A 21510-nucleotide genomic window follows, 5' to 3' on the forward strand; every position below is an offset into this window, starting at 1 on the left:
AGCGACACCCACCGGGAGTCCCCATGCTCAAGCTTTCTCGGCTAACCGACTACGCGGCGGTGGTCATGGCGCAAATTGCCCGCTACCCCGAAGTGCCCCACGCAGGCGCGGATCTGGCTCAGGTCGTCAATTTGCCCCATCCAACGGTCAGCAAGACGCTCAAGATGCTGGTCAAGGCGGGTCTTTTGACCTCGCAGCGTGGCGCCCAGGGCGGTTACCAGCTGGCGCGGCCCGCATCGAAAATCACTGTGGCGGATATCATCACCGCGATAGAAGGGCCGGTGGCGATGACCGAATGCAGCCACGCCGAAGGTGAGTGTGAGCTGGCCGCCACCTGCGGCGTCGCCGACAACTGGCAGCGCGTTTCCATGGCGCTGCGCACCCTATTGGAAAGCGTCACGCTTTCGCACCTGGCGGACACTACGCCGATCAAGCTGCCTATACAGCTACCGATTCAAACGATCAGCCTGTCGGCGGCGTCTGCTTAGCAGGCTCGCAAAGGCGCTCACTTTATGGACGGCGAGCAGGCTCGCCACCCAATTGCCTGGAGGGTACGACCATGGCTACCGAAGAAATGGAACAATTGGTTCGTCGTGAATACAAGGACGGCTTTGTCACCGACATCGAAAGCGATACGCTGCCACCTGGCCTGGACGAAAACACCATCGCCTTTATCTCCAAGAAGAAGGGCGAGCCGGAGTGGATGCTCGAGTGGCGTTTGGACGCCTATCGCCAGTGGCTCAAAATGGAAGAGCCCTCCTGGGCGCATCTGGACTACCCGCCGATCGACTACCAGGAAATCTCCTACTTCAGCGCGCCCAAGCGCCCGGAAGACATGCCGCAGAGCCTTGACGAAGTCGACCCCAAGCTTTTGGAAACCTACGAAAAGCTGGGTATCCCGCTCCACGAGCGCGCCGCCCTTGCCGGTGTCGCCGTCGATGCGGTGTTCGACTCGGTGTCGGTGGCCACGACCTTCAAAAAGGAGCTGGCCGAGGCGGGCGTGATTTTCTGCTCGATTTCCGAGGCGATTCGCGACTACCCGGAACTGATCAAGCAGTACCTGGGCACCGTGGTGCCGAAGGCGGACAACTACTTCGCCGCGCTCAACTCGGCGGTGTTCACCGACGGCTCCTTCGTATTCGTACCGGAAGGCGTGACCTGCCCGATGGAGCTCTCCACCTATTTCCGCATCAACGCGGCCAATACCGGCCAGTTCGAGCGTACGCTGATCGTTTGCGAAAGCCGCGCCGAGGTTTCTTATCTCGAAGGCTGCACCGCGCCGATGCGCGACGAGAACCAGCTCCACGCCGCGGTGGTCGAGCTAGTGGCCCTCGATGACGCCTACATCAAATACTCGACGGTGCAGAACTGGTACCCGGGCGACGAGAACGGCAAGGGCGGTATCTACAACTTCGTCACCAAGCGGGGCGAGTGTCGCGGCGACCGTGCGCGCATCAGCTGGACCCAGGTCGAAACCGGTTCGGCGATCACCTGGAAGTACCCCTCCTGTGTACTGCGCGGCAAGGACAGTATCGGCGAGTTCTATTCTGTCGCCGTGACCAACGGACGCCAGCAGGCGGACACCGGCACCAAAATGATCCACGTCGGCGAGGGCACGCGCTCCTATATCGTCGCCAAGGGTATCTCCGCCGGGCGCAGCGATCAGTCCTACCGTGGCCTTGTGAAGATCGGACCTAGAGCGAAGGGCGCGCGTAACTTTACCCAGTGCGATTCGCTCTTGATCGGCGATACCTGCGGCGCGCATACCTTCCCGTACCAGGAAATCGGCAACAGCACCGCCAAGATCGAGCACGAGGCGACGACCTCCAAGATCGGCGAAGATCAGCTGTTCTACTGCCAGAGCCGGGGCATCAGCGAAGAAGACGCGGTCAGCATGATCGTCAACGGTTTCTGCAAGGACGTTTTCCAGGAGCTCCCCATGGAGTTCGCCGTCGAAGCCGAAGCGCTTTTGAACGTGACCCTGGAAGGCGCGGTCGGCTAAACGCCTGCGCCACCATTTACTGTCAAGCGTCGCCGCGGCGACCCGCAAGATTTTGAAGGGCTAATACTATGTTGGAAGTTAACGATTTACACGTCACCGTCGAAGGCAACGAAATCCTCAAGGGCCTGACGCTGACCATCAACGCCGGCGAAGTCCACGCCATCATGGGCCCCAACGGCGCGGGCAAATCGACCCTTTCTGCTGTCATCGCGGGCAAGGATGGCTACGAAGTCACCCAGGGCAGTATCACGTTCGAAGGCAAGGACGTGCTCGAGATGGAGATCGAAGAGCGCGCTCAGGCGGGCCTGCTGCTCGGTTTTCAGTACCCGGTCGAGATTCCGGGGGTGAAGAACATCTACCTTTTGAAATCCGCGCTCAACGCCCAGCGTGCGGCCCGCGGTGAAGGCGAAATGCCGGCCCCGGAATTCATGAAGCTGATCAAAGAGAAGCTTGGTTTCATGAAAATGGACGCAAGCTTTTTGCAGCGCGCGGTCAACGAAGGCTTTTCCGGCGGCGAGAAAAAGCGCAACGAGATCCTGCAGATGCTCGTGCTGCAGCCCAAGCTTGCCATGCTCGACGAAATCGACTCGGGGCTCGATATCGACGCCATGAAGGTCGTGGCCGACGGCGTGAACAGCCTGCGCGCCCAGGAGCGCGCCATTTTGCTGGTGACTCACTACCAGCGCCTGCTCGACTACATCGTGCCGGATAAAGTGCACGTACTGGTCGATGGCCGCATCGTTAAAACCGGCGACGCCGAACTTGCCAAAGCACTAGAGGCGAACGGGTACGAAGGTATCGAGGAGTCCGTGGCATGAGCGACACCCAAACGTTTTTGGACACCCTGAAAACGCGCAGCACGCACTACAGCGGCGAGCCGAGCTGGATCGCCGCGCGCCGCCAGGCGGGTGCCGCGCGCTTCGAGGCGGTGGGCTTTCCCACTCGCCGTGACGAAGAGTGGAAATACACCGACGTGCGCGCCATCGCCCAGTCCAACTTTGCTTTGGCGGACAGCGCCGAGTTCTCCCAGGCCCAAGCGGCGGCGCTGACACTACCAATCGAGGCGTATCGGTTGAGCTTCGTCGACGGTGTTTTTTCCAAAGCACTTTCTGACGTCGATTCGCTACCGGAAGGCGTGCAGGTACTCACGCTCTCCAAAGCGCTCGAAGAGAATCACGAAGCGGTCGGCGGCCCCCTGGGTCGGTTGACCAGCGTCGACTTTTCCGCCTTTGCCGCGCTCAACACCGCCTTTATGGAAGAGGGCGCGGTGGTGCGCATCGCCCCTAACACCGTGGTGGAAAAGCCGATCATCCTGCAGTTTCTCTCCCGTGAGGGCGAGGCGGTAATGAGCCACCCGCGCATTCTGATCGAGGCCGGTGGGCGTAGTGAAGCGACCGTCATCGAGCATTACGCCGGCGAGGCGGATGCCACCAACTTCACCAACGTGGTCGCCGAGCTGATGCTCGACCGCGGCGCCATCCTGAACCACTACAAGCTTCAGGAAGCGCCGCTGGGGGATTTCCACGTCGCCAGCATTCACGTCGAGCAGAGCCGCGACAGCGTCTACACCTCGTATAATCTGAACTTGGGTGGGGCGCTGGCGCGTAACGACATCATCGCTGATCTCAACGGCGAAAACGCCTATACCAACCTTTACGGGCTGTTCTTCGGTCAGGGTCGCCAGCACGTGGACAACCACACCAAGGTGAACCACAACGCGCCGCTGACGTTCTCCAACGAGAACTACAAGGGCATCCTTGGCGACCGCGCCCACGGCGTGTTCAACGGCCGGGTTTACGTCAAGCGCGACAGCCAGAAGATCGAAGGCTTTCAGAGCAACCAGAACCTGCTGCTCTCGGATCGTGCGCACATCGACGCCAAGCCCGAACTCGAAATTTACGCCGATGACGTCAAGTGCTCCCACGGCACGACCACCGGTCAGCTCGACGAAGAGGCGGTCTACGCGCTGCGTACCCGGGGTATCGACGAAGCCACTGCGCGTGGGCTTTTGACGCTGGCCTTCGCCGGCGAAGTGCTCGAGCAGGTCACCCTCGATGCGATTGCCGAGCGGGTCGAACTGGCCGTGGCCGGCAAGCTACCCGAGCGCTTCAACCTGGCGGGTCTGGTTGAAATTGCCGCCGCGCTTAACGAATAAGCGTTTAACCAGTGAGAGGAGCGAGCCATGTTCGACACCGCGATTGAGACGCGCTCGGCGTTTGATGCGCTTTTTGATGTGAAGGCGCTGCGCGAACAGTTCCCGGTACTGCACCGGGAAGTTCACGGCAAGCCCCTGGTGTATCTGGATAACGCCGCGACGAGCCAGACGCCTCAACGGGTGATCGACGTGTTCGACGATTACTATTCGCGGTTCAATGCCAACATTCACCGTGGCCTGCATACGCTGGCCGATGAAGCGACCGCGGCCTTCGAGGGCACCCGCGCCAGGGTCAAGGCGTTTTTGAACGCCGAAGACACGCGCCAAATCATCTTCACTCGAGGCACCACCGAGGCGATCAACCTGGTGGCGCAGAGCTGGGGTCGCCAAAACCTCGCCGAGGGTGACGAAGTGTTGATCTCGATGCTGGAGCACCACTCCAACATCGTGCCTTGGCAGATGCTGGCCGCCGAGCGGGGTTTTACCCTGAAGGTGATTCCGGTAGACGCGGATGGGGCGCTCGACATGGACGCCTACCAGGCGCTTTTGAGTGAGCGCACCAAGCTGGTTGCGGTGAATCACGTCTCCAACGCCTTGGGTACCATCAACCCGGTGAAGGAGCTGGCTCGCCTGGCCCACCATCATGGCGCCTTGATCCTGGTCGATGGCGCCCAGGCAGCTCCCCACCAAAAGATCGATGTTCAGGATCTGGACGTGGATTTCTACGCGTTCTCCGGCCATAAAGTGTACGGGCCCACCGGCGCCGGCGCGCTTTACGGCAAGAAGGCGCTATTGGATGCCATGCCGCCCTGGCAGGGGGGCGGCGAGATGATCAAGACCGTCTCCTTCGACGCGGGTACTGTGTTTGCCGAGACCCCGCACAAGTTCGAGGCGGGCACCCCGGCGATTGCCGAGGTCATCGCCATGGGGCAGGCGCTCGAGTGGGTCGAAGGCGTCGGTGTGAGCAAGATCGGCCAGTGGGAAGCCACGCTTTTGGATCACGCCACCCAAGGCGTTAGCGAGATCGACGGGCTCAGGATCATCGGTACCGCGCCGCACAAGGCCGGGGTATTGTCCTTCGTGGTCGACGGCGCCCACTCCCAGGATATCGGGCTTTTGATCGACCAGTTGGGTGTGGCCATTCGTACCGGCCACCACTGCGCCCAGCCGCTTTTACACCATTTTGGTGTCGAAGCCACGTGTCGTGCGTCGTTTGCCGCGTATAATACGCTGGAAGAGATCGACATTTTCGTCGCCGCGCTTAAACGGGTCATTGGAATGGTGAGATAGCGTTTATGGATATTGAGCAGGTGGCAAGTCTCACCCGCGGCCAGCAACTGCCGCTTCAGCGCGACGTCGAGGCGATCGCGATTCCGTTTGGTAGCACAGAAACGTTGGCCGAGGACAGCGTGGTCAGCATCATGCAGGCCAAGGGCAGTACCGTCAGCGTGGGCTTCGAGGGGCGCCTTTATCTAATCGAGGGGCGTCACCTGGACGCGCTGGGGCTCGAGGCGCTACCCACGCCAACACTTCCCGAGTCCGCCAGCGAAGCGGATATCGAGGCCTTCGTGTGGGAGCAGCTCAGGACCTGTTTTGATCCGGAAATCCCGGTCAACATCGTCGATTTGGGCCTGGTGTACGGCTGCCGGATCGACCAGCTGATCAGCGGCGAGCGCATGGTGACGATCCGCATGACATTGACCGCACCTGGCTGCGGTATGGGCGATGTGATCGCCGCCGACGCGCGCAACAAGATTCTTGGCGCGCCGCAGATCAGCAAGGTACATACGGAAATCGTGTTTAGCCCGCCCTGGAGTCGGGACATGATGAGTGACGAGGCCAAGCTTGAGCTCGGCATGTTCTAACCCGGCCGAGGCGCTGGATGTTTAGTATTTTGATTCGGGCGATTCGATGGGTGTTGGTGTCGCTGGCGGCCTTTGCGCTGCTGGCGGCATTGGTGTTTTTAGCCGGTAACGTTTGGGTGCTGGCAAGCACCGCCCGCTTTATCGACCGGCCTTTGGAGCAGTGCCGGCCCGATGAGGTCGCCATCGTATTCGGCACCTCCCACTGGACCCGCAGCGGGCTGCGAAACCCGCACTTCCACGCGCGCATGCGGACCTCCGCCGAGCTAATCGAGCGGGCGACGGTGAACCATCTGCTGCTCTCCGGTGATAACCGCACCCAGGCGTATAACGAGCCCCGCGCCATGTGGCGCGAACTGCACCGCCGCGGCGTAGCCTCTCCCCGCATGACGCTGGACTTTGCTGGATTCAGTACCTACGACACCCTGGTGCGTGCCCGCGATGTGTTCGAACTCGACCAGGCGCTGCTGGTGACCCAGAGCTGGCATCTTCCGCGCGCCATTTATATCGGCCGCTCTTTGGGGATGGACGTAACCGGTTGCGTGGCCGAGCAGCAGCCGGCGGCGGGCGAGTGGCGCTTGCACCTGCGTGAAGTGGCGGCGCGCGTGGCAACGCTTGGGGATCTCTATCTCTGGGGGCGCGAGCCCTATTTTCTCGGGCCGACCGAGCCGATCGAGACCCAACGGAATGTGCCTACCTCAAATTCCGTCTTACCGCTTATTTACCATCTACCCGCCGAGCTGATGCCGGTCTCGCCGTCGCCACATGGCGAGGGCAGTGAATAACGGTGGCGCTAGCGCTTGGCGCGCTGTTTTTGCAGGTTGTAGAGTTCGCGGATCAGCTGACGGCACGCCTTCATGGCCTCATCGATCACCGGTTCGATTGCTTCGGGCAGCGGATGAGTAAACAGCGTCGAGAGGGCCTGCATCAGCACGCGCTCCTGCTCCAGAAGCTCGTTGATCAGTACCTGGCTGTCGTTGCCCACAAAGCTTTTCAAGCGGCTCCAGAGCCACAGGAAATCGTCGCGCTCGACGTCGGCGTCCCGAGGGAGCATTTTAAGTTGGCTACGCGCTAAAGACTGCAAAGAACGCATCTGCTTGAGTCGGGCGGCGTAGTAGGGCTTCAAAGCGTCGCGCAGCGAGGGGCGCAGGCGCTCAAGGTTATCCTGGAAATAGTCAATACTGTCGGCCAGCGCTTCGAGCACGCTGTCCATCGCCACCTGGCGATTATCAAGAAACATGAGCGTCTACCTCCTTCGGTGACGCAAATTGTGGCGGGGGCGGCCGGGTTTTGCCACCCCTCAAACGGATTATTTTTAGCGCTCGGCCCAAGGCCTTGAGCTCTAGCCTTTAGGCTTGGGGGGCGCTTTGCGCGGCGGCGTCGCGTTTTTCTCGATGTGCTCGATGATCATGCCGGCAATGTCCTTGCCCGTGGCGGTTTCGATCCCCTGTAACCCAGGCGACGAGTTGACTTCCATGATCACCGGGCCGTGGTTGGCGCGCAAAAGGTCTACGCCCGCCACTTGAAGGCCCATCGCCTTGGCGGCGCGAATCGCCGTCGAGCGCTCTTCCGGGGTGATACGAATGACGCTGGCCGTACCGCCCCGGTGCAGATTGGAGCGAAACTCGCCTTCCGCGGCTTGGCGCTTCATGGTGGCCACGACCTTATCGCCGATGACCAGGCAGCGGATATCCGCGCCCTTGGCCTCTTTGATGTACTCCTGAACCATGATATTGGCTTTCATGCCCATGAAGGCCTGAATCACCGACTCCGCGGCCTGGTTGGTCTCGGCCAGTACCACGCCGATGCCTTGAGTGCCCTCGAGCAGTTTGATCACCAGCGGCGCGCCTTTGACCATGGTGATCAAATCGGGGATGTCGTCCGGCGAGTGGGCGAAGCCGGTGATCGGCAGGCCCAACCCCTTGCGCGAGAGCAGCTGCAGCGAGCGCAGCTTGTCCCGGGAGCGGGTGATCGCCACCGAGTCGTTGATCACGTAGGTGCCCATCATCTCGAACTGGCGCAGGACCGCACACCCGTAGAAGGTGACCGATGCACCGATACGCGGAATGACCGCGTCGAAGCGTTCGATCTCGGCACCCTTGTAGTGAATCGACGGGTGGTGGGCGGCGATGCTCATGTAGCAGCGCAGCGTGTCGACGACGCGGGCGGAGTGGCCGCGTGCTTCGGCGGCTTCGACCAGGCGGCGGGTCGAGTAGAGATTGCGATTACGCGAAAGCAGAGCAATATGCATAGGGTACTCCGGATCAGGATAGGTACGTTTGCAGGTTCAGGGTTCGCCGTGCAAAAAGGCAGCGCCTGGGGCGACCAGCAGGCGCCGCATGGCCCGACGGCCCAGCAGCATGGGGTGGCGCATATTGCTTCGGTCGGTCAGCGTGAGCTCGACGGGAAAGTCGAGATCGCCAAGCAAAACGGGGGTGCGAATCACGTAGCGCCATTCGCTGTGCCCGTTGGAGCTGGTCACGCGCCGCCGGTCGTGCAGGTGAAGCTTATAGCGGTGCCCCGGGGTATTGGGGCCACCGCTATGGGTAATGAAGCTGATCCAGAGCTGGCCTTCGGCGTCCTCTTCGGTGGCGATCTCTTCGGCATGAAGCGCCGAGGTGCGCGCGCCGGTATCGGCTTTACAGCAAAGATGAAGCCCAAGCTCAGGAAGCGTCACCATTTCTCGACGCCCGATGACGGCTTTGGCCTGATAGGGTAGTTCCTTCACGGCTGCTCCTTAACACGCGCCCGAGGGCAGCGATTCAAGCCGGGCGTTGAGCCAACGCCTCGGTATCTATACGAAAATCTTTGTCTGTTCTTAACGTTAGTGGCGAGACGTGATATTCGCCAGCCGAGATTGAATGGCGCTGTCTGCCGGGGCGTCGCGCAGCGTCATCACGACCAAAAGCCTTAGCCTTGGGATCAGCGCGATATCGCGCACCGCAGCGGTAAAATTAGTATTTGGGTGCTCGGCCAGGCGCTCTAGAAAGAGCGGCAAGCGCTCGGCGTCTTCAAGCCATGCCCAACCGCGCCCGGCGATGGCGGCCAGTAAATCCGGCCCGCAGGCGGCACTATCATCGAGCAGCGCCTTGTACCAGTCGCCCGCGGCCTGGTTTTCGCTACCGCCCACGGCTCGCACGCAGGCGCACAGGGTTTCGACGTCCCCTGCGTTGGCCGCCAGCTCACCTTTAGCGGCCAGCGCCTTGACCAGTGCGTCGTCGGGCGCGCAGTGCTCAAGACAAAGACACAGCGCGCGAATGACTTCGTCTTCCAGGCGCTGCTCGCTGATGGCCCGTGCCAGAAGGTGGTGGGATTCGCTGTCGCTTCGCACAGTGTAGTCGGCAATGCCCTGTAGACCTAACGCTTGCCAATCAATTGTTTGTTGACCGCTTAAGTAGGCTTCTACGGGCTCCAGGTGCTGACTCGCGGCAAGCCCCAGTGCCCAGCGCGCTCGGGCGTTGAGCACCGCCTGAAAGGGCAGGCTCGGGGTGAATGCGAGCGGGTTATCCTTCATGAAATGCTCGCCGCTCGGGTCCTTTTGGCCGAGGGTGCTCACGTTACGCCCCAGCGTTTCCACCAACCGGTTCAAAAAGCCATCGCGAGAGGCGGGAGAGAGCAAGCCTTGCTCGTCGAGAGGTAGCGCCAAAAACCAGATCGCGGGCTCGACCATATCGCCAATGCGAAACACGACGCCAATGCGCGCCTGACCTTGCCAGGGCTCCGGCCAGGGCGTTTCGCCGCGTTCGAAGCTCGCCAATGTTTGCCTGGCGCAGGGCGCTACGCGTCGGCCCATATGGTAAAACGATACGTCGGCACCGCTTCGCTCAAAGAACTCGTCGAGAGTATGGAGTGCTTGCATTAATTCCTTCCCTTGTGCAGGCCTGCACTCTACCTCGACCGACGCGCAGTGTCAGCCCGAGTTTACCGGTTAAAAATTAAGCAACATTGTCAGAGGCCCATGGGGGGTGGCTCTGCGTCACCTTTCCATAGTTTATCCACAGTCTCTTGCAGGTTTTCTGTGAATCTGTGAGTAACTCGATTGGTGCGGCGCAGGCGCTCGGGTCATGGCAAGTTGTTCCCATAAAAGGGATAATGCGTTATCCATGCACCGACTCCCCAGGAGCTTATGAGCGTTCATCAATCGCTACACCAGGCGCTGCGTGAGCTCGAAGCCGCGATGAAAGCGGCCGAGCTTTGGCGTATGCCCACCCCCGATGCGAAGGCCTTTGAAAGCCAACAGCCTTTTTGCGTCGATACCATGTCGCTGGCCCAGTGGCTGCGCTTCGTGTTTATTCCAAAGCTCGATACGATGATCGATGCCAAGGCGTCGATGCCTGCCAAGTGCGAGGTTGCCCCGGCGGTCGCCGCTTATTTGCAGCAGGAAAAAACCCGCGCCAGCGATCAGTTGCTGGTGGTTCGAGCCGTCGAACGTGTGGATAAACTGGTCACCGAAGGCTGACCTTGAAGGTTCGGCACGTAAAAGGCCCGGGCTCGCAAGAGCACCGGGCCTTTTTATGCATACATGTTATATGCACCAAGCGGCGGTTTAGAAACGGTAGCCAATACCGGCCATGACCACCACCGGGTCGATCTCGACGCTGCCCGCGGAACTGCCGGCCACGGTTGCGTCGCTGTCGATATCCAGATACCAGACCGCGGCGTTCAGCGACCAGTGATCGTCGACCAGCAGGTCGATGCCTGCCTGACCCGCTGCGCCCCAGGTGTTGTCCAGGTCCAGGCTAACGCCGTCGATATCGACCTGCTCGCTGGAGAAGCGGGTGTAGTTGACGCCGGCGCCTACGTAGGGCTGAACCGGTGACTCCGTGCCACCCAGCGGGTAGTACTGAAGCGTCAGCGTCGGTGGCAGATGTTTGGTAGAGGCGATGTTGTCGCCGTTCAAGCGGATATCATGCTTGAAGGGCAGCGCGGCGAGTAGCTCCACGCCAAACTTGTCGTGAAAGCGATACCCCAGGGTGAAGGCGAAGTCTGACTTGTCTTCGACATCGACCTTGAGATCGCCAAGCGCGGTGTCCAGCGTGCCGTTGCCGCTTTTGGGCGATACTTTGGCGATACCGGCGCGGGTGAAGAAGTCACCCTCGCCATAAGCGAAAGCTTGACCGCTGGCGGCGAAAGTAGCCGCCGCGAGGCCAGCGGTGACGAGAGTAGTAAAAGTGAGACGACCCATGGCGCTGCTCCTTGTGGATAACGTGACGCTCGGCTTTGAGAAAGTAACCTTGAAACCGTTAGCAGAGCGTATCGCGTTGGCACGGGCGGGTTTTTGACTCAGCGCAAGAGTATTGAAAACGCGCATAAAAAAGGCCACCCGAAGGTGGCCTTGGAGCTATCAGTCAACGTTTACCGGTCGATGTGACGGTATTCACCGGCATCCGCGGTCATGCTGCTCACCACCATGATGGCGATGAACGAGGCAATGAAGCCGGGAATGATCTCGTAAATGCCGGGGCCACCCAAAAATTCGCCGTTAAAGCCCAGGCTGATCCAGAGCATGACGGTGAGCGCACCGACCACCATGCCGGCAATGGCACCGGCGCCGTTGGTGCGCGACCACATCAGCGAAAGCAAAATCAACGGGCCGAACGCCGCACCGAAACCGGCCCAGGCGTTACTGACGAGCCCCAGCACCTGGGATTCCGGATTGGAGGCGATGATGGCGGCCACGGTTCCTACCAGCGCCACGCTTATACGGCCCACGGTGACGGTCTCTTTCTCGCTTGCTTGTTTGCGCAAAAACAGCCGGTAGAAGTCCTCGGTCAGCGATGATGAGGCGACCAGCAATTGGCTCGAGATGGTACTCATCACCGCCGCCAGCAGCGCGGCGTACAAGAAGCCGGTAATCAGCGGGTGGAACAAAAGCTCCGAGAGGATGATGAAGATCGTCTCGGGGTTTTCGACGTCCAGGCCATTACGGATCGCAAAGGCGCGGCCGAAAATACCCAGTGAAACGGCCCCGATCATGGAGACCAGCATCCAGCTCATGCCGATATTGCGCGCGATGGGCACATCCTTGAGGCTGCGAATCGCCATGAAGCGTACGATGATGTGCGGCTGACCGAAGTAGCCAAGCCCCCAGGTCACCGCCGAAAGCCAGCCGATGAAGGTCAGCCCGTCGGTCCAGGAGAGCAGGGTGGGGTCCACCTCGTTCAGCGTTTGCGAGGCCTGGCTGAAGCCGCCGCCGCCTTCGCCGAAAAGTACCACCGCCGGCATGATGATCAGTGCCAGCATCATGATGCAACCCTGAACGAAGTCGGTCAGGCTGACCGCCAAAAAGCCGCCGACCACGGTATAGACCAGCACCACGCCGAGGGTGATGATGATGCCGGTGCCGTAGTCGCTGAACCCGCCAAGATCGATGACCCCGGCGAAAGCGCTTTCGAAAAGCCGCCCGCCCGCGACCAGGCCGGACGCCGTGTACACCGCAAAGAAGATCACGATGACGATGGCCGACACGGTTCTTAGCGACAATGCCCGGGTGGGAAAGCGGTTGGCCAGAAAGGCCGGAATGGTAATGGCGTTGCCGTAATGCACCGTCTGCTCACGCAGGCGCGGGGCAACCAGCAGCCAGTTGAAAAAGGCCCCCACTAGAAGGCCGATACCGATCCAGGCCGACGCCAGCCCGGACACGAACATGGCCCCGGGCAGGCCCAACAGCAGCCAGCCGCTCATGTCCGAGGCGCCGGCGGAAAGGGCGGCCACCTTGGGGCTCAAGGTTCGCCCGCCCAGTACGTAATCCTCCGAGGTGGAGGTTGAAGTGCGCATGGCATAGACCCCTATGCCGACCATCAGCGCAAAGTACGCGAAAAGACTGATCCAAACGCCAGTATCCATAGAATTTCCCCTGTTGATCCAATCGGAAGGCTCCGACACTGCTCGTTATTGTTAGCAATACGTTGATGTAAGTTGACGTCACCCCCCGAAAGGGGGCGAGCGCCAGGGTTTCGAGCCCGTCGTTCGAAGAAGCCGGGTACTTATTCGTCGCCCAGGGCGAGCAGCGAGGCGTTGCCGCCCAGTGCCGCCGTGTTGTTGGTCACGGTTTTTTCCGTCACGAAGCGCTGCAGGTAGTGCGGGCCACCTGCCTTGGGCCCGGTACCGGAAAAACCCTGCCCGCCAAAGGGCTGTACGCCGACCACGGCGCCAATGATATTACGATTGATGTACACATTGCCCACCCGAATTTTCTTCGCGATGTCCGTGGCGAAGGATTCGTTACGGCTGTGCACGCCAAAGGTGAGCCCGTAGCCCCGCGCGTTGATCGTCTCGATCACCTTGTCGATGTCGCGGGCCTTGTAGCGCACGATATGTAGCACTGGGCCGAACTGCTCGCGGGTAAGCGCATCGATGCTGTCGATGACGAAGGCGACCGGCGCCACGAAGGTGCCGTGTTGCGTGTACTCGGCGGCCATGGGCGTCTCGGCGACCAGGCGATTTTCGTCTTTGAGCGTCTGGATATGCGTCATTAGGCCACTACGCGCATCGTCATCGATCACCGGGCCCACATCGGTGCCCAGCTCCCGTGGGTCGCCTATCCTTAGCTCGCTCATTGCGCCCTTGAGAATCTCGATCACTCGGTCGGCGACATCGTCTTGCAGGTAGAGCACTCTGAGCGCCGAACAGCGCTGGCCGGCGCTTTGAAAGGCCGACTGGATCACATCGACCACGACCTGCTCGGGCAGGGCGGTGGAGTCCACGATCATCGCGTTCAGCCCGCCGGTTTCGGCAATCAGGGTCGGCAGCGGGGCGTTTTCCCGCGCGGCCAGAGAGCGGTTGATCGACTGCGCGGTGTCCGTGCCGCCGGTAAACACCACGCCGGTCACGCGCGGGTCCGAGGTCAGCACGCTGCCCACGGTAGGGCCGTCGCCGGGCAGCAGTTGGACCACATCGCGAGGCATGCCGGCTTCATAAAGCAGCTCGATCACGCGGTGGGCGATAATCGAGGTCTGTTCGGCGGGCTTGGCCAATACCGTGTTGCCCGCAACCGCCGTCGCGACGATCTGGCCGCAGAAGATCGCCACCGGGAAGTTCCAGGGGCTGATAGCGGCGAATACGCCCTTGCCGCCCATGGTCAAACGGTTGGATTCGCCGGTCGGCCCGGGCAGTTCGATCACATCGCCAAACGACTCTTCGGCACGCATCGCGTAGTAGCGACAGAAGTCCACCGCTTCCTTGATCTCGTCGACGCCGTCGGTCAGAAGCTTGCCGCCTTCACGGCAACAAAGCGTCATGAGCTCCGGCATGTGCTCTTCCAACAGATCCGCCAGGCGGCGCAGAATCGCGGCTCGCTCGGCCACCGGCGTGTCATCCCAGCGGGGGAAGGCCGCCCAGGCGGCGTCGAGCGCTTTTGTGGCCTGCTCGCTAGTGGTCCACTGTACAGTGCCCACGCTCAGGTTGTGATCGAACGGCGCGACGACTTTGTGCGTATTGGCCGCGTCGTCTTCGATATCGAAGGCCAGCAGCGGCTTGACCGGGTACTGGGTCTCCATGAAGGCGGCCATGTTCTCCATCAGCGGCTCGAAGTGGCTGCGGATGTTCAGGTTCACCCCGCGGGAGTTCTGGCGCTTGGGCCCGTAAATGTCCCGCGGGGCGGGAATGCGCGTATTGGCCAGGGTGTCGTACTGCTTGAGCGTCTCAAGCGGGTGTTGGCAGAGCCACTCCACCGGGATTTCCGGGTCGACCAGCTGGTGAACGAAAGAGGAGTTGGCGCCGTTTTCCAGCAAACGGCGCACCAGGTAGGGGAGCAGGTCCTTGTGGGCGCCGACCGGGGCGTAGATACGACAGTAGGTGCCTTCTGGGGCACGCTTCAAGGCGGCTTCGTAAAGCGCCTCGCCCATGCCGTGCAGGCGCTGGAATTCGAACGCCCGGGCGCCTTCATTGGCCTGCTCGACGATAGCGGTCACGGTGTGGGCGTTATGGGTGGCGAACTGCGGGAAAATGCGCCCGCGGGTATCCTCGGAAAGCAGGAACTGCGCGCAGGCCAGATACGCCACGTCGGTACACGCCTTGCGGGTATACACCGGGTAGCCATCCACGCCGAGCTGCTGCGACTCCTTGATTTCGCTGTCCCAATAAGCGCCTTTGACCAGGCGAAGCGGAATTTCGTCGCCCTGCTGCTCGGCCAGCCGGTTGATGTAGTAAAGCACCGGCAGCGCGCGCTTGGAGTAGGCCTGGACCACCAGCCCGAAGTGGTCCCAGCCCTTGGCGGCGCTGCTCTCGAATACGGCGCGGAAAACCTCGAGTGAAAGCTCGAGACGGTCGACCTCTTCGGCATCGATGGTCACCGCGACGTCCAGCTCCCGGGCCCGCGTGACAAGCGCGATGACGCTATCGACGAGCTCGGCGAGCACCTGCTCGCGGCGGCCGAATTCGTAGCGGGGGTGAAGGGCGGAAAGCTTGATCGAGACCGACGGCTTGGGTGTGCGCTCGTTCAAACGCTGCGACGTCTTGCCGACCTGCTCGATGGCTTTGGCGTAGTCGTCGAAATAACGCTTGGCGTCGTCGCGGGTGCGCGCCGCCTCGCCCAGCATGTCGTAGGAGTAGGTGTAGCCCTTGTTGAAAAGCGGCTTCGAACGCTTGAGCGCCTCGTCGATATCCCGCCCCAACACGAACTGCTTGCCCATGATCTTCATCGCCTCGAACATGGCGCGGCGAATCACCGGCTCGCCCATCCGGTTGACCATGCGGTTGATGAAGTTCGCGGGCTGGCCTTCGCGCGGCTCGTCGAGCTTGAGCACCCGGCCGGTCATCAAAAGGCCCCAGGTGGAGGCGTTGACCATCCAGGATTCGCTTTTGCCGACGTGGGACTGCCAGTCCGCCGGGCCCAGTTTGTCTTCGATCAGCGCGTCCGCGGTCGCTTTATCGGGGATGCGCAGCATCGCCTCGGCCAGGCACATCAGCATCAGGCCTTCGTGGGTGTCCAGGCTGTACTGCTGCAAAAGCTCGTCGATGGTATCGACGGCGGTATCCATCTTGCGCACGTCGCGCACAAGCTCGGCGGTCTTTTCGCCAATGCGGTCGAAGTCTTCGCGCCCGGCTTCGAGCACCTTGATCAGTTCAGCCACGTAAGTGTCTTCATCGACGATATAGTGGTCGCTGACGGTTTTCAAAAGCGTATCGAGATCGGTTTGCCAGACGTTGGAGTCGCGCATTTTTTTGACGTTGAGCATTGTGGCCCCCGTGTTCCAATAGAACGAAAGATGGCACGGCGCGTGCCTGATAGCGCTCGAATGTAGAGCGCCTAACGAATGGGTGTATGTCGGTATCGCGGTAAAACGTGTCAATTTCGCGGTAAGCGCGGCTTTTTGTCACTTTCCAAACGTTACTTAAAGGCGAGCTCGCCCGGGCCCGCCTCGAACCCCAGCGCGTTTTCACGCACCTGCCTGAACGCGCGGGGTGATTGCCCGTAGCGGCGCCGGAAGGCGTGAGAGAGCGCGCTTTGGTTGGCAAAGCCGGTTTGCACGGCGATATCGGTTAGCGGCAGACGGCTTTGTGTGATTAGCTCGCGCGCCGCGCTTAGCCGCTTACGCCGCACGTACTGCCAGGGGGAAAGCCCGGTCTGGGCGCGAAAGCGCGCGGAGAAGTGCGCCTCGCTAAGGCAGGCCAAGCGGGCGAGATCCGCAACGCGCAGCTCATCGGCCAGGCGGATGGCGATATAGCGGTCGATGGGTTCCAGGTCGAGCTGGCGCTTGGGCGAGGGCAGAGGCGAGGAGAGCCGTGCTTTCAAGGCGCCCAGCAGGGTGGCGGCCAGCCGGTCGGGCTGATGGTCGGCGCCGCCGTGCTCGAAGCCCAGGCGCAGCTCGCTCTCGACGAAGCTCAGGTAGTGGCGCAGCGAGCCATCGAGGGCGAAAAAGCGCGGCGCATCGAAAAGCGCGATCAACTCACGATGCTCGCCGGTCAACGCCGGGGCGTTCTCCGGTAGATCGAAAATGAGCTGGCGGTTGTAGCCGTGGCCGGAATAGTAGTGCTCGTGGTTAGCCGGGACGATACAGCCGGAGAATGCGTTGACCCGGCCTCCCAGCCCTTCGATCTCAAAGTCCGAGGCACCGCACAGCGTAATCACGATTTGATGGAAGTCATGGGCGTGATGCTTGACCGCGCTCTCCAGAGGAATCTGGCGGATGGTGCTCAGCATGGGCGGCTCCTCTTAAAAGGCGCTTTGAACGCCTTACTGCTGGCGAAGCGCAGTGTGCGCAGCCAAATGGTCGCGCAGCGCTTTTAGCTCTTGCTGGCCGGCCTGGTTGAGTAGCGGCTTGCCCTGGGCGATTTGCCAGCGACGCCCGTATTGATCCATCAGCTGTGACGCCCGGCGGCGTACGCCGTCCAGGTACTCGTCGTGACGAATCGGGTAGCCGATCATGGCGTTCCACTCGGTCTCGCTGACCTTGCTTTCGAGCGCCTTGTCAAAAAGGGCCAGCAGGTGTTTGGGCTCGGTGCGATAGCGCGGTGTGCTCGTCGTCATCAAAATGACCAGCACCGAGCCGATCACCAGTAGACAAACACCAAGCACCAGTAAATACAGCGCCATGTTGTGCTCCTTGCCCGCTCTTTGCGTTTGGCTATTACCTGCCTGCAAGCAGAAAAAATAGCGAAAACGTCGTTCGATTGAGAACTTTTTGCCAAATTAGTGTCAGAGAATGTACAGGCAACACGCGATAGCAGTCGCTAGAAGTGTTGCACTGGCTTCTTTTTCGATCCCTTGTTTCCGCTGCCTTCTGGCAGCGGTTTTTTTTGGCTTGCCTATACTACTGATATTTCTACCAGGCTGCACTGAACGCGCGGCCTGGTTTGACTCTTGGGTCAGTGCCCGCATGATAAAGGGTCTCACGTACCACTATAGCGTTTAAGCGTTCAGGGTAAACCTGGGCGTTTAAACTCGAGGAGGCGTTTATGGATGCCCGCGAATACTTGAACCGTAAAGGCGTTGGCGTGGAGCGCGAGCCCGACCGGCCCAATACGCTCGAAGAAAAAGCCTGGGCTCGTGCCCGGGGTTCCGGCGACGCACGGCCAAAATCCGGCACGCCCCACGACTGGGAAGACTGGGAGCGCTACCACGATGAGCTGGCTGACGACGCCGGTACTCTCGAGCAGAAAATCGATAAAGAGGCGCATCGCAAAGCACTCGAGCGCGAGCGCCGCGAGGCGCAGGAGCAAAACGACCCCGTCGAACAGTTTGGCCCCGACGCCGCTTCTCAACCGGCACCGGTCGAGCATTTCACCCCCGATACGCCCCAACCCGCTGCAAAACCCGCGCCGGAGCAGCCGCAAAAGCCCAACAACCTGGCGGTCACCCCCCAAGCGGGCGAGCCCGCCGCGCTCAAGGCGGCTTACGCGGCGCTGGCGGTGTTGTTGCCGCCGCTGGGCGTTGGATTGACCGGGGCAGGGGGCAAGCGAGTGTTCATCGCGCTGGTGCTGACGCTTCTGGGTTGGGTGCCTGGCGCCCTTTACGCACTCGTGTGGGTGCTTCGCCGTTAACCTTGTTTTAGTTAAAGGTTTACCTTCGCGAGGATCTTCGTATAATCCAGTCAACTTTTAAAGTCGAAGAGGTTGACCATGGGTTATTTGGTGGGGGTTACCGCGCTCTGGGCGTTTTCGTTTTCGCTGATCGGCGTTTATATCGCGGGGCAAGTGGATAACTACTTCGCGGTGCTGGTGCGCATTACGCTCGCGCTTTTAGTGTTTTTGCCGTTTTTACGCCCGGGTTTGTTGAAAAAGCGCGATATCGCCGCGCTCATGGCGCTGGGGGCGGTTCAACTCGGTATCATGTACCTTTTCGTATACCACGCCTATCTGGTGCTGTCGGTGCCGGAGGTGGTGCTGTTCACCATTTTCACGCCGGCTTACATTGCGCTGCTCGACGATCTGATGTTCAAGCGCTTTACCCCGATCTATCTGGTCACCGCGGTACTTGCGGTAATCGGCGCGGCGGTGATCCGTTTCGACGGCGTGAACAGCGGTTTCTGGCTCGGCTTTTTGGTCGTGCAGGGGGCGAATCTCTGCTTCGCCATCGGTCAGGTGGGGTATCGTCGGCTGGCCGCGGGTTACGCCGAGGATTTGGCTTGGCACAACGTGTTCGGCTGGTTCTTCGTCGGCGCGCTGATCATCGCGCTGCCCGCGTTTTTGCTGATGGGCGATACCCAGGCGCTGCCCACCACGTCCACACAGTGGGCGGTGCTGGCCCTGCTTGGACTGCTCTCCTCGGGGGGGGGCTACTTCGCCTGGAACCAGGGCGCCACCCAGGTCGATGCGGGAACCCTGGCGGTAATGAACAACGTGCTGGTGCCCGCGGGGCTCTTGGTCAACGTGGTGATTTGGAACCGGGACGCGGACCTTGGTCGCCTGGCGCTCGGTGGGTCGATAATTCTGGCTTCGCTGTGGCTTAACCAGTGGTGGCTCAAGCGCCGTGAGCGCAACGTTTCCTGGCCTTTGCTACGCCGTTAAGGGGCGGGCGGATTTGCCCGCGTGCAAGGGGAGCTTCATAATAGGCGACTGACAACAGTGAGAGCCGCCCATGCCCGCCACGCCACCCTCTACGTCCGCCACGCCCAGCACCGCGAGTGACCGGCCGTTCAAAACGATCGGCTTGATCGGTCGTCTGGGTAGCGACAAGGTCATCGACTCGCTCACCCGGCTAGTCGAGTACCTGACTGGCCACGACTATCATGTGCTGGTCGAAGACCGCACCGCGACCATGATCCCCTATCATGGCCAGCCCGAAACCAGCCGTCGAATGCTCGGCGAGCTTTGCGATCTGGTGATCGTGGTGGGCGGCGACGGCAGTCTTCTTGGCGCGGCGCGCACGCTTTGCCAAAGCGGCACGCTTATCCTGGGCGTCAACCGCGGGCGGCTGGGGTTTTTGACCGATATCTCGCCGGATGAACTCGAGACCCGAGTGGGGGAAGTGCTGGCCGGGGAGTTCGAGGTCGAACCGCGCTTTTTACTCGACGCCGTGCTTTATCGCGACGGCGTGGCGGTAGGGCACGGCGATGCGCTCAACGAGGTGGTGGTGCACCCGGGTAAAGCGGTGCGCATGATCGAGTTCGAGCTTTTCGTCGATGGCCAGTTCGTCTATAGCCAACGAAGCGATGGCTTGATCGTCGCCACACCCACCGGCTCGACCGCCTACGCGCTCTCCGGGGGTGGGCCCATCATGCATCCCAAGCTCGATGTCATCACCCTGGTGCCCATGTTTCCCCATACGCTTTCCAGCCGGCCGATCGTGATCGACGCGGCCAGTGAAATCCGTATCCATATCGGCGAAACCAACCACTCCTACCCGCACGTCAGCTGCGACGGCCAGACCCGCGCGGTGGCCAAGGCCGGCGACGTGTTAGTGATTACCCGTAAGCCTGCTCGCGTCCAGCTGGTTCATCCGCTAGGGCACAACTACTACGATATTCTGCGCAGCAAGCTGGGCTGGAGCCACCGGCTGGGGGATTGATGAGTAACGGTTTTGATTTGATCGGCGACGTACACGGCTGCGGCGCTACGCTGGCCGCGCTGCTCGAAAAGCTTGGCTATAAAAAGCGGGAGGGTGTTTATTGCCACCCCACGCGCAAGGTGATCTTTCTGGGCGACCTGATCGACCGGGGCCCGCGCATCCGCCTGGCCGTGCAGATCGCGCGGCGCATGGTCGACGAGGGCCAGGCGTACATCGTGATGGGCAATCACGAACATCACGCCTTGGCCTACACTCAACCGGCGCCGGAAGGCAGCGGCCGGCGCTGGCTCAGAGAGCACTCGCCGCGCCACAACCGCATCATCGCCGACACCCTGGAGCAATACCGCGACCATACCAATGAATGGGAAGATACGCTCGCCTGGTTCAAGACCCTGCCGCTGTTTCTGGAAATGGACAGCTTTCGCGTGGTTCACGCCTGCTGGGATGCGCCGTTGATCGAGGCACTCAAGGCGCGCTCGCCCAACGCCTGCCTGGATGATCGAATGCTCGAGGAGTCCGCGGACCCCTCCACCGAGGCGTTTCAGATCGTCGACCGGCTGACCCGCGGGCCGAATATTTCCCTGCCCGAGGGGGTCGCCATTCACTCCGGCGACGGCTTCACGCGCAAGAATTTTCGCGCCCACTTCTGGGCAGCCGACCCCCAACAGTGGGGCGACGTCGTGTTCCAGCCGGACAACCTGCCGGACCACCTGGAGACTCGCCCGCTCAGCGAGCAAGAGCACGCGGGGCTGAGCTACTACGGCCCGGACGAGCCGGTGCTGTTTATCGGCCACTACTGGTGCGAGGGCATTCCGGCGCTGCCGGCGCGCAATATCGCCTGCCTGGACTACAGCGCCGTAAAGTACGGGCGGTTGGTGGCCTATCGGTTCGATGGCGAGCGGGAACTAAGCGCCGACCGCTTCGTATGGGTGGATGTCGACCGCGAAGAGAACCACCCCGTTTTAATGCGTTAGGCGCCGGTTTTTAATTCACGTTATTCATGGATACATAGAGAAACATCTTTTTTTGAAAAAATTGCTGA

General features: G+C 61.2%; 21 protein-coding genes. 12 read left to right on the forward strand and 9 right to left on the reverse strand.

Annotation, left to right across the window (positions count from 1 at the left end; all coding sequences use genetic code 11):
• The first annotated feature begins 23 nt into the window (after window positions 1–23).
• The 7 genes from ACWFVE_RS05900 (at window position 24) to ACWFVE_RS05930 (ending at window position 6804) form a co-directional block, all read left to right on the forward strand.
• The gene (locus tag ACWFVE_RS05900; protein ID WP_447528349.1) at window positions 24–488 is read left to right on the forward strand and encodes an SUF system Fe-S cluster assembly regulator; all 465 of its coding nucleotides are present in this window, start codon (window positions 24–26) and stop codon (window positions 486–488) included.
• Between the two features lie 71 nt (window positions 489–559).
• Window positions 560–2002 carry a Fe-S cluster assembly protein SufB gene (gene sufB, locus ACWFVE_RS05905; RefSeq protein WP_447528350.1) on the forward strand — a complete coding sequence of 481 codons (1443 nt, stop codon included), beginning with the start codon at window positions 560–562 and terminating at the stop codon, window positions 2000–2002.
• A gap of 68 nt (window positions 2003–2070) precedes the next feature.
• On the forward strand, window positions 2071–2820 hold the full coding sequence (gene sufC, locus ACWFVE_RS05910; protein ID WP_447528351.1) for a Fe-S cluster assembly ATPase SufC: 750 nt from the start codon (window positions 2071–2073) through the stop codon (window positions 2818–2820).
• A complete protein-coding gene (sufD, locus tag ACWFVE_RS05915; RefSeq protein ID WP_447528352.1) occupies window positions 2817–4157 on the forward strand; it encodes a Fe-S cluster assembly protein SufD in 1341 nt (446 codons plus the stop codon). Before sufC ends, sufD begins: the two co-directional genes overlap by 4 nt.
• Window positions 4158–4184: 27 nt before the next feature.
• A complete protein-coding gene (locus tag ACWFVE_RS05920; RefSeq protein ID WP_447528353.1) occupies window positions 4185–5447 on the forward strand; it encodes a SufS family cysteine desulfurase in 1263 nt (420 codons plus the stop codon).
• A 5-nt stretch (window positions 5448–5452) separates the two neighbouring features.
• Window positions 5453–6022 carry a putative Fe-S cluster assembly protein SufT gene (sufT, locus tag ACWFVE_RS05925; RefSeq protein ID WP_447528354.1) on the forward strand — a complete coding sequence of 190 codons (570 nt, stop codon included), beginning with the start codon at window positions 5453–5455 and terminating at the stop codon, window positions 6020–6022.
• Between the two features lie 17 nt (window positions 6023–6039).
• A complete protein-coding gene (locus ACWFVE_RS05930) occupies window positions 6040–6804 on the forward strand; it encodes a SanA/YdcF family protein (RefSeq protein ID WP_447528355.1) in 765 nt (254 codons plus the stop codon).
• 8 nt (window positions 6805–6812) lie between these two features.
• On the opposite strand, the gene ACWFVE_RS05935 is transcribed toward ACWFVE_RS05930, so the two are convergent.
• The 4 genes from ACWFVE_RS05935 to ACWFVE_RS05950 form a co-directional block, all read right to left on the reverse strand.
• A complete protein-coding gene (locus ACWFVE_RS05935; protein WP_447528356.1) occupies window positions 6813–7259 on the reverse strand; it encodes a hypothetical protein in 447 nt (148 codons plus the stop codon).
• 102 nt (window positions 7260–7361) lie between these two features.
• Window positions 7362–8270 (reverse strand): 30S ribosomal protein S6--L-glutamate ligase, encoded by a 909-nt coding sequence (gene rimK / locus ACWFVE_RS05940; protein WP_447528357.1) that lies wholly within the window; start codon window positions 8268–8270, stop codon window positions 7362–7364.
• A 36-nt stretch (window positions 8271–8306) separates the two neighbouring features.
• Entirely contained in the window at window positions 8307–8747 is a 441-nt protein-coding gene (locus tag ACWFVE_RS05945; RefSeq protein ID WP_447528358.1) for an ATP-dependent zinc protease family protein, read from the reverse strand.
• A gap of 96 nt (window positions 8748–8843) precedes the next feature.
• On the reverse strand, window positions 8844–9878 hold the full coding sequence (locus tag ACWFVE_RS05950; protein WP_447528359.1) for a DUF3549 family protein: 1035 nt from the start codon (window positions 9876–9878) through the stop codon (window positions 8844–8846).
• 267 nt (window positions 9879–10145) lie between these two features.
• On the opposite strand from ACWFVE_RS05950, the gene ACWFVE_RS05955 reads away from it, so the two are divergent.
• Entirely contained in the window at window positions 10146–10478 is a 333-nt protein-coding gene (locus ACWFVE_RS05955) for a YqcC family protein (RefSeq protein WP_447528360.1), read from the forward strand.
• Between the two features lie 87 nt (window positions 10479–10565).
• Here ACWFVE_RS05955 and ACWFVE_RS05960 read toward each other — a convergent pair whose 3' ends face one another.
• The 5 genes from ACWFVE_RS05960 to ACWFVE_RS05980 all read right to left on the reverse strand — a co-directional run bounded on the left by ACWFVE_RS05960 (window position 10566) and on the right by ACWFVE_RS05980 (window position 17555).
• Window positions 10566–11204, reverse strand: a complete 639-nt coding sequence (locus ACWFVE_RS05960; protein WP_447528361.1) for an OmpW/AlkL family protein — start codon at window positions 11202–11204, stop codon at window positions 10566–10568.
• Window positions 11205–11374: 170 nt separating this feature from the next.
• Window positions 11375–12865 (reverse strand): sodium/proline symporter PutP, encoded by a 1491-nt coding sequence (gene putP / locus ACWFVE_RS05965; protein WP_447528362.1) that lies wholly within the window; start codon window positions 12863–12865, stop codon window positions 11375–11377.
• A 140-nt stretch (window positions 12866–13005) separates the two neighbouring features.
• Window positions 13006–16197, reverse strand: coding sequence for a bifunctional proline dehydrogenase/L-glutamate gamma-semialdehyde dehydrogenase PutA (gene putA / locus ACWFVE_RS05970; RefSeq protein ID WP_447528363.1), 3192 nt, complete (start codon window positions 16195–16197; stop codon window positions 13006–13008).
• Between the two features lie 152 nt (window positions 16198–16349).
• Entirely contained in the window at window positions 16350–17162 is an 813-nt protein-coding gene (locus ACWFVE_RS05975; RefSeq protein ID WP_447528364.1) for a helix-turn-helix domain-containing protein, read from the reverse strand.
• Window positions 17163–17195: 33 nt separating this feature from the next.
• Window positions 17196–17555 (reverse strand): hypothetical protein, encoded by a 360-nt coding sequence (locus ACWFVE_RS05980; protein ID WP_447528365.1) that lies wholly within the window; start codon window positions 17553–17555, stop codon window positions 17196–17198.
• Between the two features lie 362 nt (window positions 17556–17917).
• On the opposite strand from ACWFVE_RS05980, the gene ACWFVE_RS05985 reads away from it, so the two are divergent.
• The 4 genes from ACWFVE_RS05985 to ACWFVE_RS06000 all read left to right on the forward strand — a co-directional run bounded on the left by ACWFVE_RS05985 (window position 17918) and on the right by ACWFVE_RS06000 (window position 21442).
• The gene (locus tag ACWFVE_RS05985) at window positions 17918–18502 is read left to right on the forward strand and encodes a YqaE/Pmp3 family membrane protein (RefSeq protein ID WP_447528366.1); all 585 of its coding nucleotides are present in this window, start codon (window positions 17918–17920) and stop codon (window positions 18500–18502) included.
• Window positions 18503–18580: 78 nt separating this feature from the next.
• Window positions 18581–19468, forward strand: coding sequence for a DMT family transporter (locus tag ACWFVE_RS05990; protein ID WP_447528367.1), 888 nt, complete (start codon window positions 18581–18583; stop codon window positions 19466–19468).
• A gap of 70 nt (window positions 19469–19538) precedes the next feature.
• A complete protein-coding gene (locus ACWFVE_RS05995; RefSeq protein WP_447528368.1) occupies window positions 19539–20468 on the forward strand; it encodes an NAD(+) kinase in 930 nt (309 codons plus the stop codon).
• Window positions 20468–21442, forward strand: coding sequence for a metallophosphoesterase (locus ACWFVE_RS06000; protein ID WP_447528369.1), 975 nt, complete (start codon window positions 20468–20470; stop codon window positions 21440–21442). The genes ACWFVE_RS05995 and ACWFVE_RS06000 overlap by 1 nt, the downstream gene beginning before the upstream one ends.
• Window positions 21443–21510: the final 68 nt, after the last annotated feature.

This window comes from Vreelandella mediterranea, from assembly GCF_970647075.1.

What these genes read in the sequence shown, in the direction of transcription:
- ACWFVE_RS05900 (WP_447528349.1), top strand. Translation starts at nt 24, where the DNA reads ATGCTCAAGCTTTCTCGGCTAACCGACTACGCGGCGGTGGTCATGGCG.
- sufB (WP_447528350.1), top strand. Translation starts at nt 560, where the DNA reads ATGGCTACCGAAGAAATGGAACAATTGGTTCGTCGTGAATACAAGGAC.
- sufC (WP_447528351.1), top strand. Translation starts at nt 2,071, where the DNA reads ATGTTGGAAGTTAACGATTTACACGTCACCGTCGAAGGCAACGAAATC.
- sufD (WP_447528352.1), top strand. Translation starts at nt 2,817, where the DNA reads ATGAGCGACACCCAAACGTTTTTGGACACCCTGAAAACGCGCAGCACG.
- ACWFVE_RS05920 (WP_447528353.1), top strand. Translation starts at nt 4,185, where the DNA reads ATGTTCGACACCGCGATTGAGACGCGCTCGGCGTTTGATGCGCTTTTT.
- sufT (WP_447528354.1), top strand. Translation starts at nt 5,453, where the DNA reads ATGGATATTGAGCAGGTGGCAAGTCTCACCCGCGGCCAGCAACTGCCG.
- ACWFVE_RS05930 (WP_447528355.1), top strand. Translation starts at nt 6,040, where the DNA reads ATGTTTAGTATTTTGATTCGGGCGATTCGATGGGTGTTGGTGTCGCTG.
- ACWFVE_RS05935 (WP_447528356.1), bottom strand. Translation starts at nt 7,259, where the DNA reads ATGTTTCTTGATAATCGCCAGGTGGCGATGGACAGCGTGCTCGAAGCG.
- rimK (WP_447528357.1), bottom strand. Translation starts at nt 8,270, where the DNA reads ATGCATATTGCTCTGCTTTCGCGTAATCGCAATCTCTACTCGACCCGC.
- ACWFVE_RS05950 (WP_447528359.1), bottom strand. Translation starts at nt 9,878, where the DNA reads ATGCAAGCACTCCATACTCTCGACGAGTTCTTTGAGCGAAGCGGTGCC.
- ACWFVE_RS05955 (WP_447528360.1), top strand. Translation starts at nt 10,146, where the DNA reads ATGAGCGTTCATCAATCGCTACACCAGGCGCTGCGTGAGCTCGAAGCC.
- ACWFVE_RS05960 (WP_447528361.1), bottom strand. Translation starts at nt 11,204, where the DNA reads ATGGGTCGTCTCACTTTTACTACTCTCGTCACCGCTGGCCTCGCGGCG.
- putP (WP_447528362.1), bottom strand. Translation starts at nt 12,865, where the DNA reads ATGGATACTGGCGTTTGGATCAGTCTTTTCGCGTACTTTGCGCTGATG.
- putA (WP_447528363.1), bottom strand. Translation starts at nt 16,197, where the DNA reads ATGCTCAACGTCAAAAAAATGCGCGACTCCAACGTCTGGCAAACCGAT.
- ACWFVE_RS05975 (WP_447528364.1), bottom strand. Translation starts at nt 17,162, where the DNA reads ATGCTGAGCACCATCCGCCAGATTCCTCTGGAGAGCGCGGTCAAGCAT.
- ACWFVE_RS05980 (WP_447528365.1), bottom strand. Translation starts at nt 17,555, where the DNA reads ATGGCGCTGTATTTACTGGTGCTTGGTGTTTGTCTACTGGTGATCGGC.
- ACWFVE_RS05985 (WP_447528366.1), top strand. Translation starts at nt 17,918, where the DNA reads ATGGATGCCCGCGAATACTTGAACCGTAAAGGCGTTGGCGTGGAGCGC.
- ACWFVE_RS05990 (WP_447528367.1), top strand. Translation starts at nt 18,581, where the DNA reads ATGGGTTATTTGGTGGGGGTTACCGCGCTCTGGGCGTTTTCGTTTTCG.
- ACWFVE_RS05995 (WP_447528368.1), top strand. Translation starts at nt 19,539, where the DNA reads ATGCCCGCCACGCCACCCTCTACGTCCGCCACGCCCAGCACCGCGAGT.
- ACWFVE_RS06000 (WP_447528369.1), top strand. Translation starts at nt 20,468, where the DNA reads ATGAGTAACGGTTTTGATTTGATCGGCGACGTACACGGCTGCGGCGCT.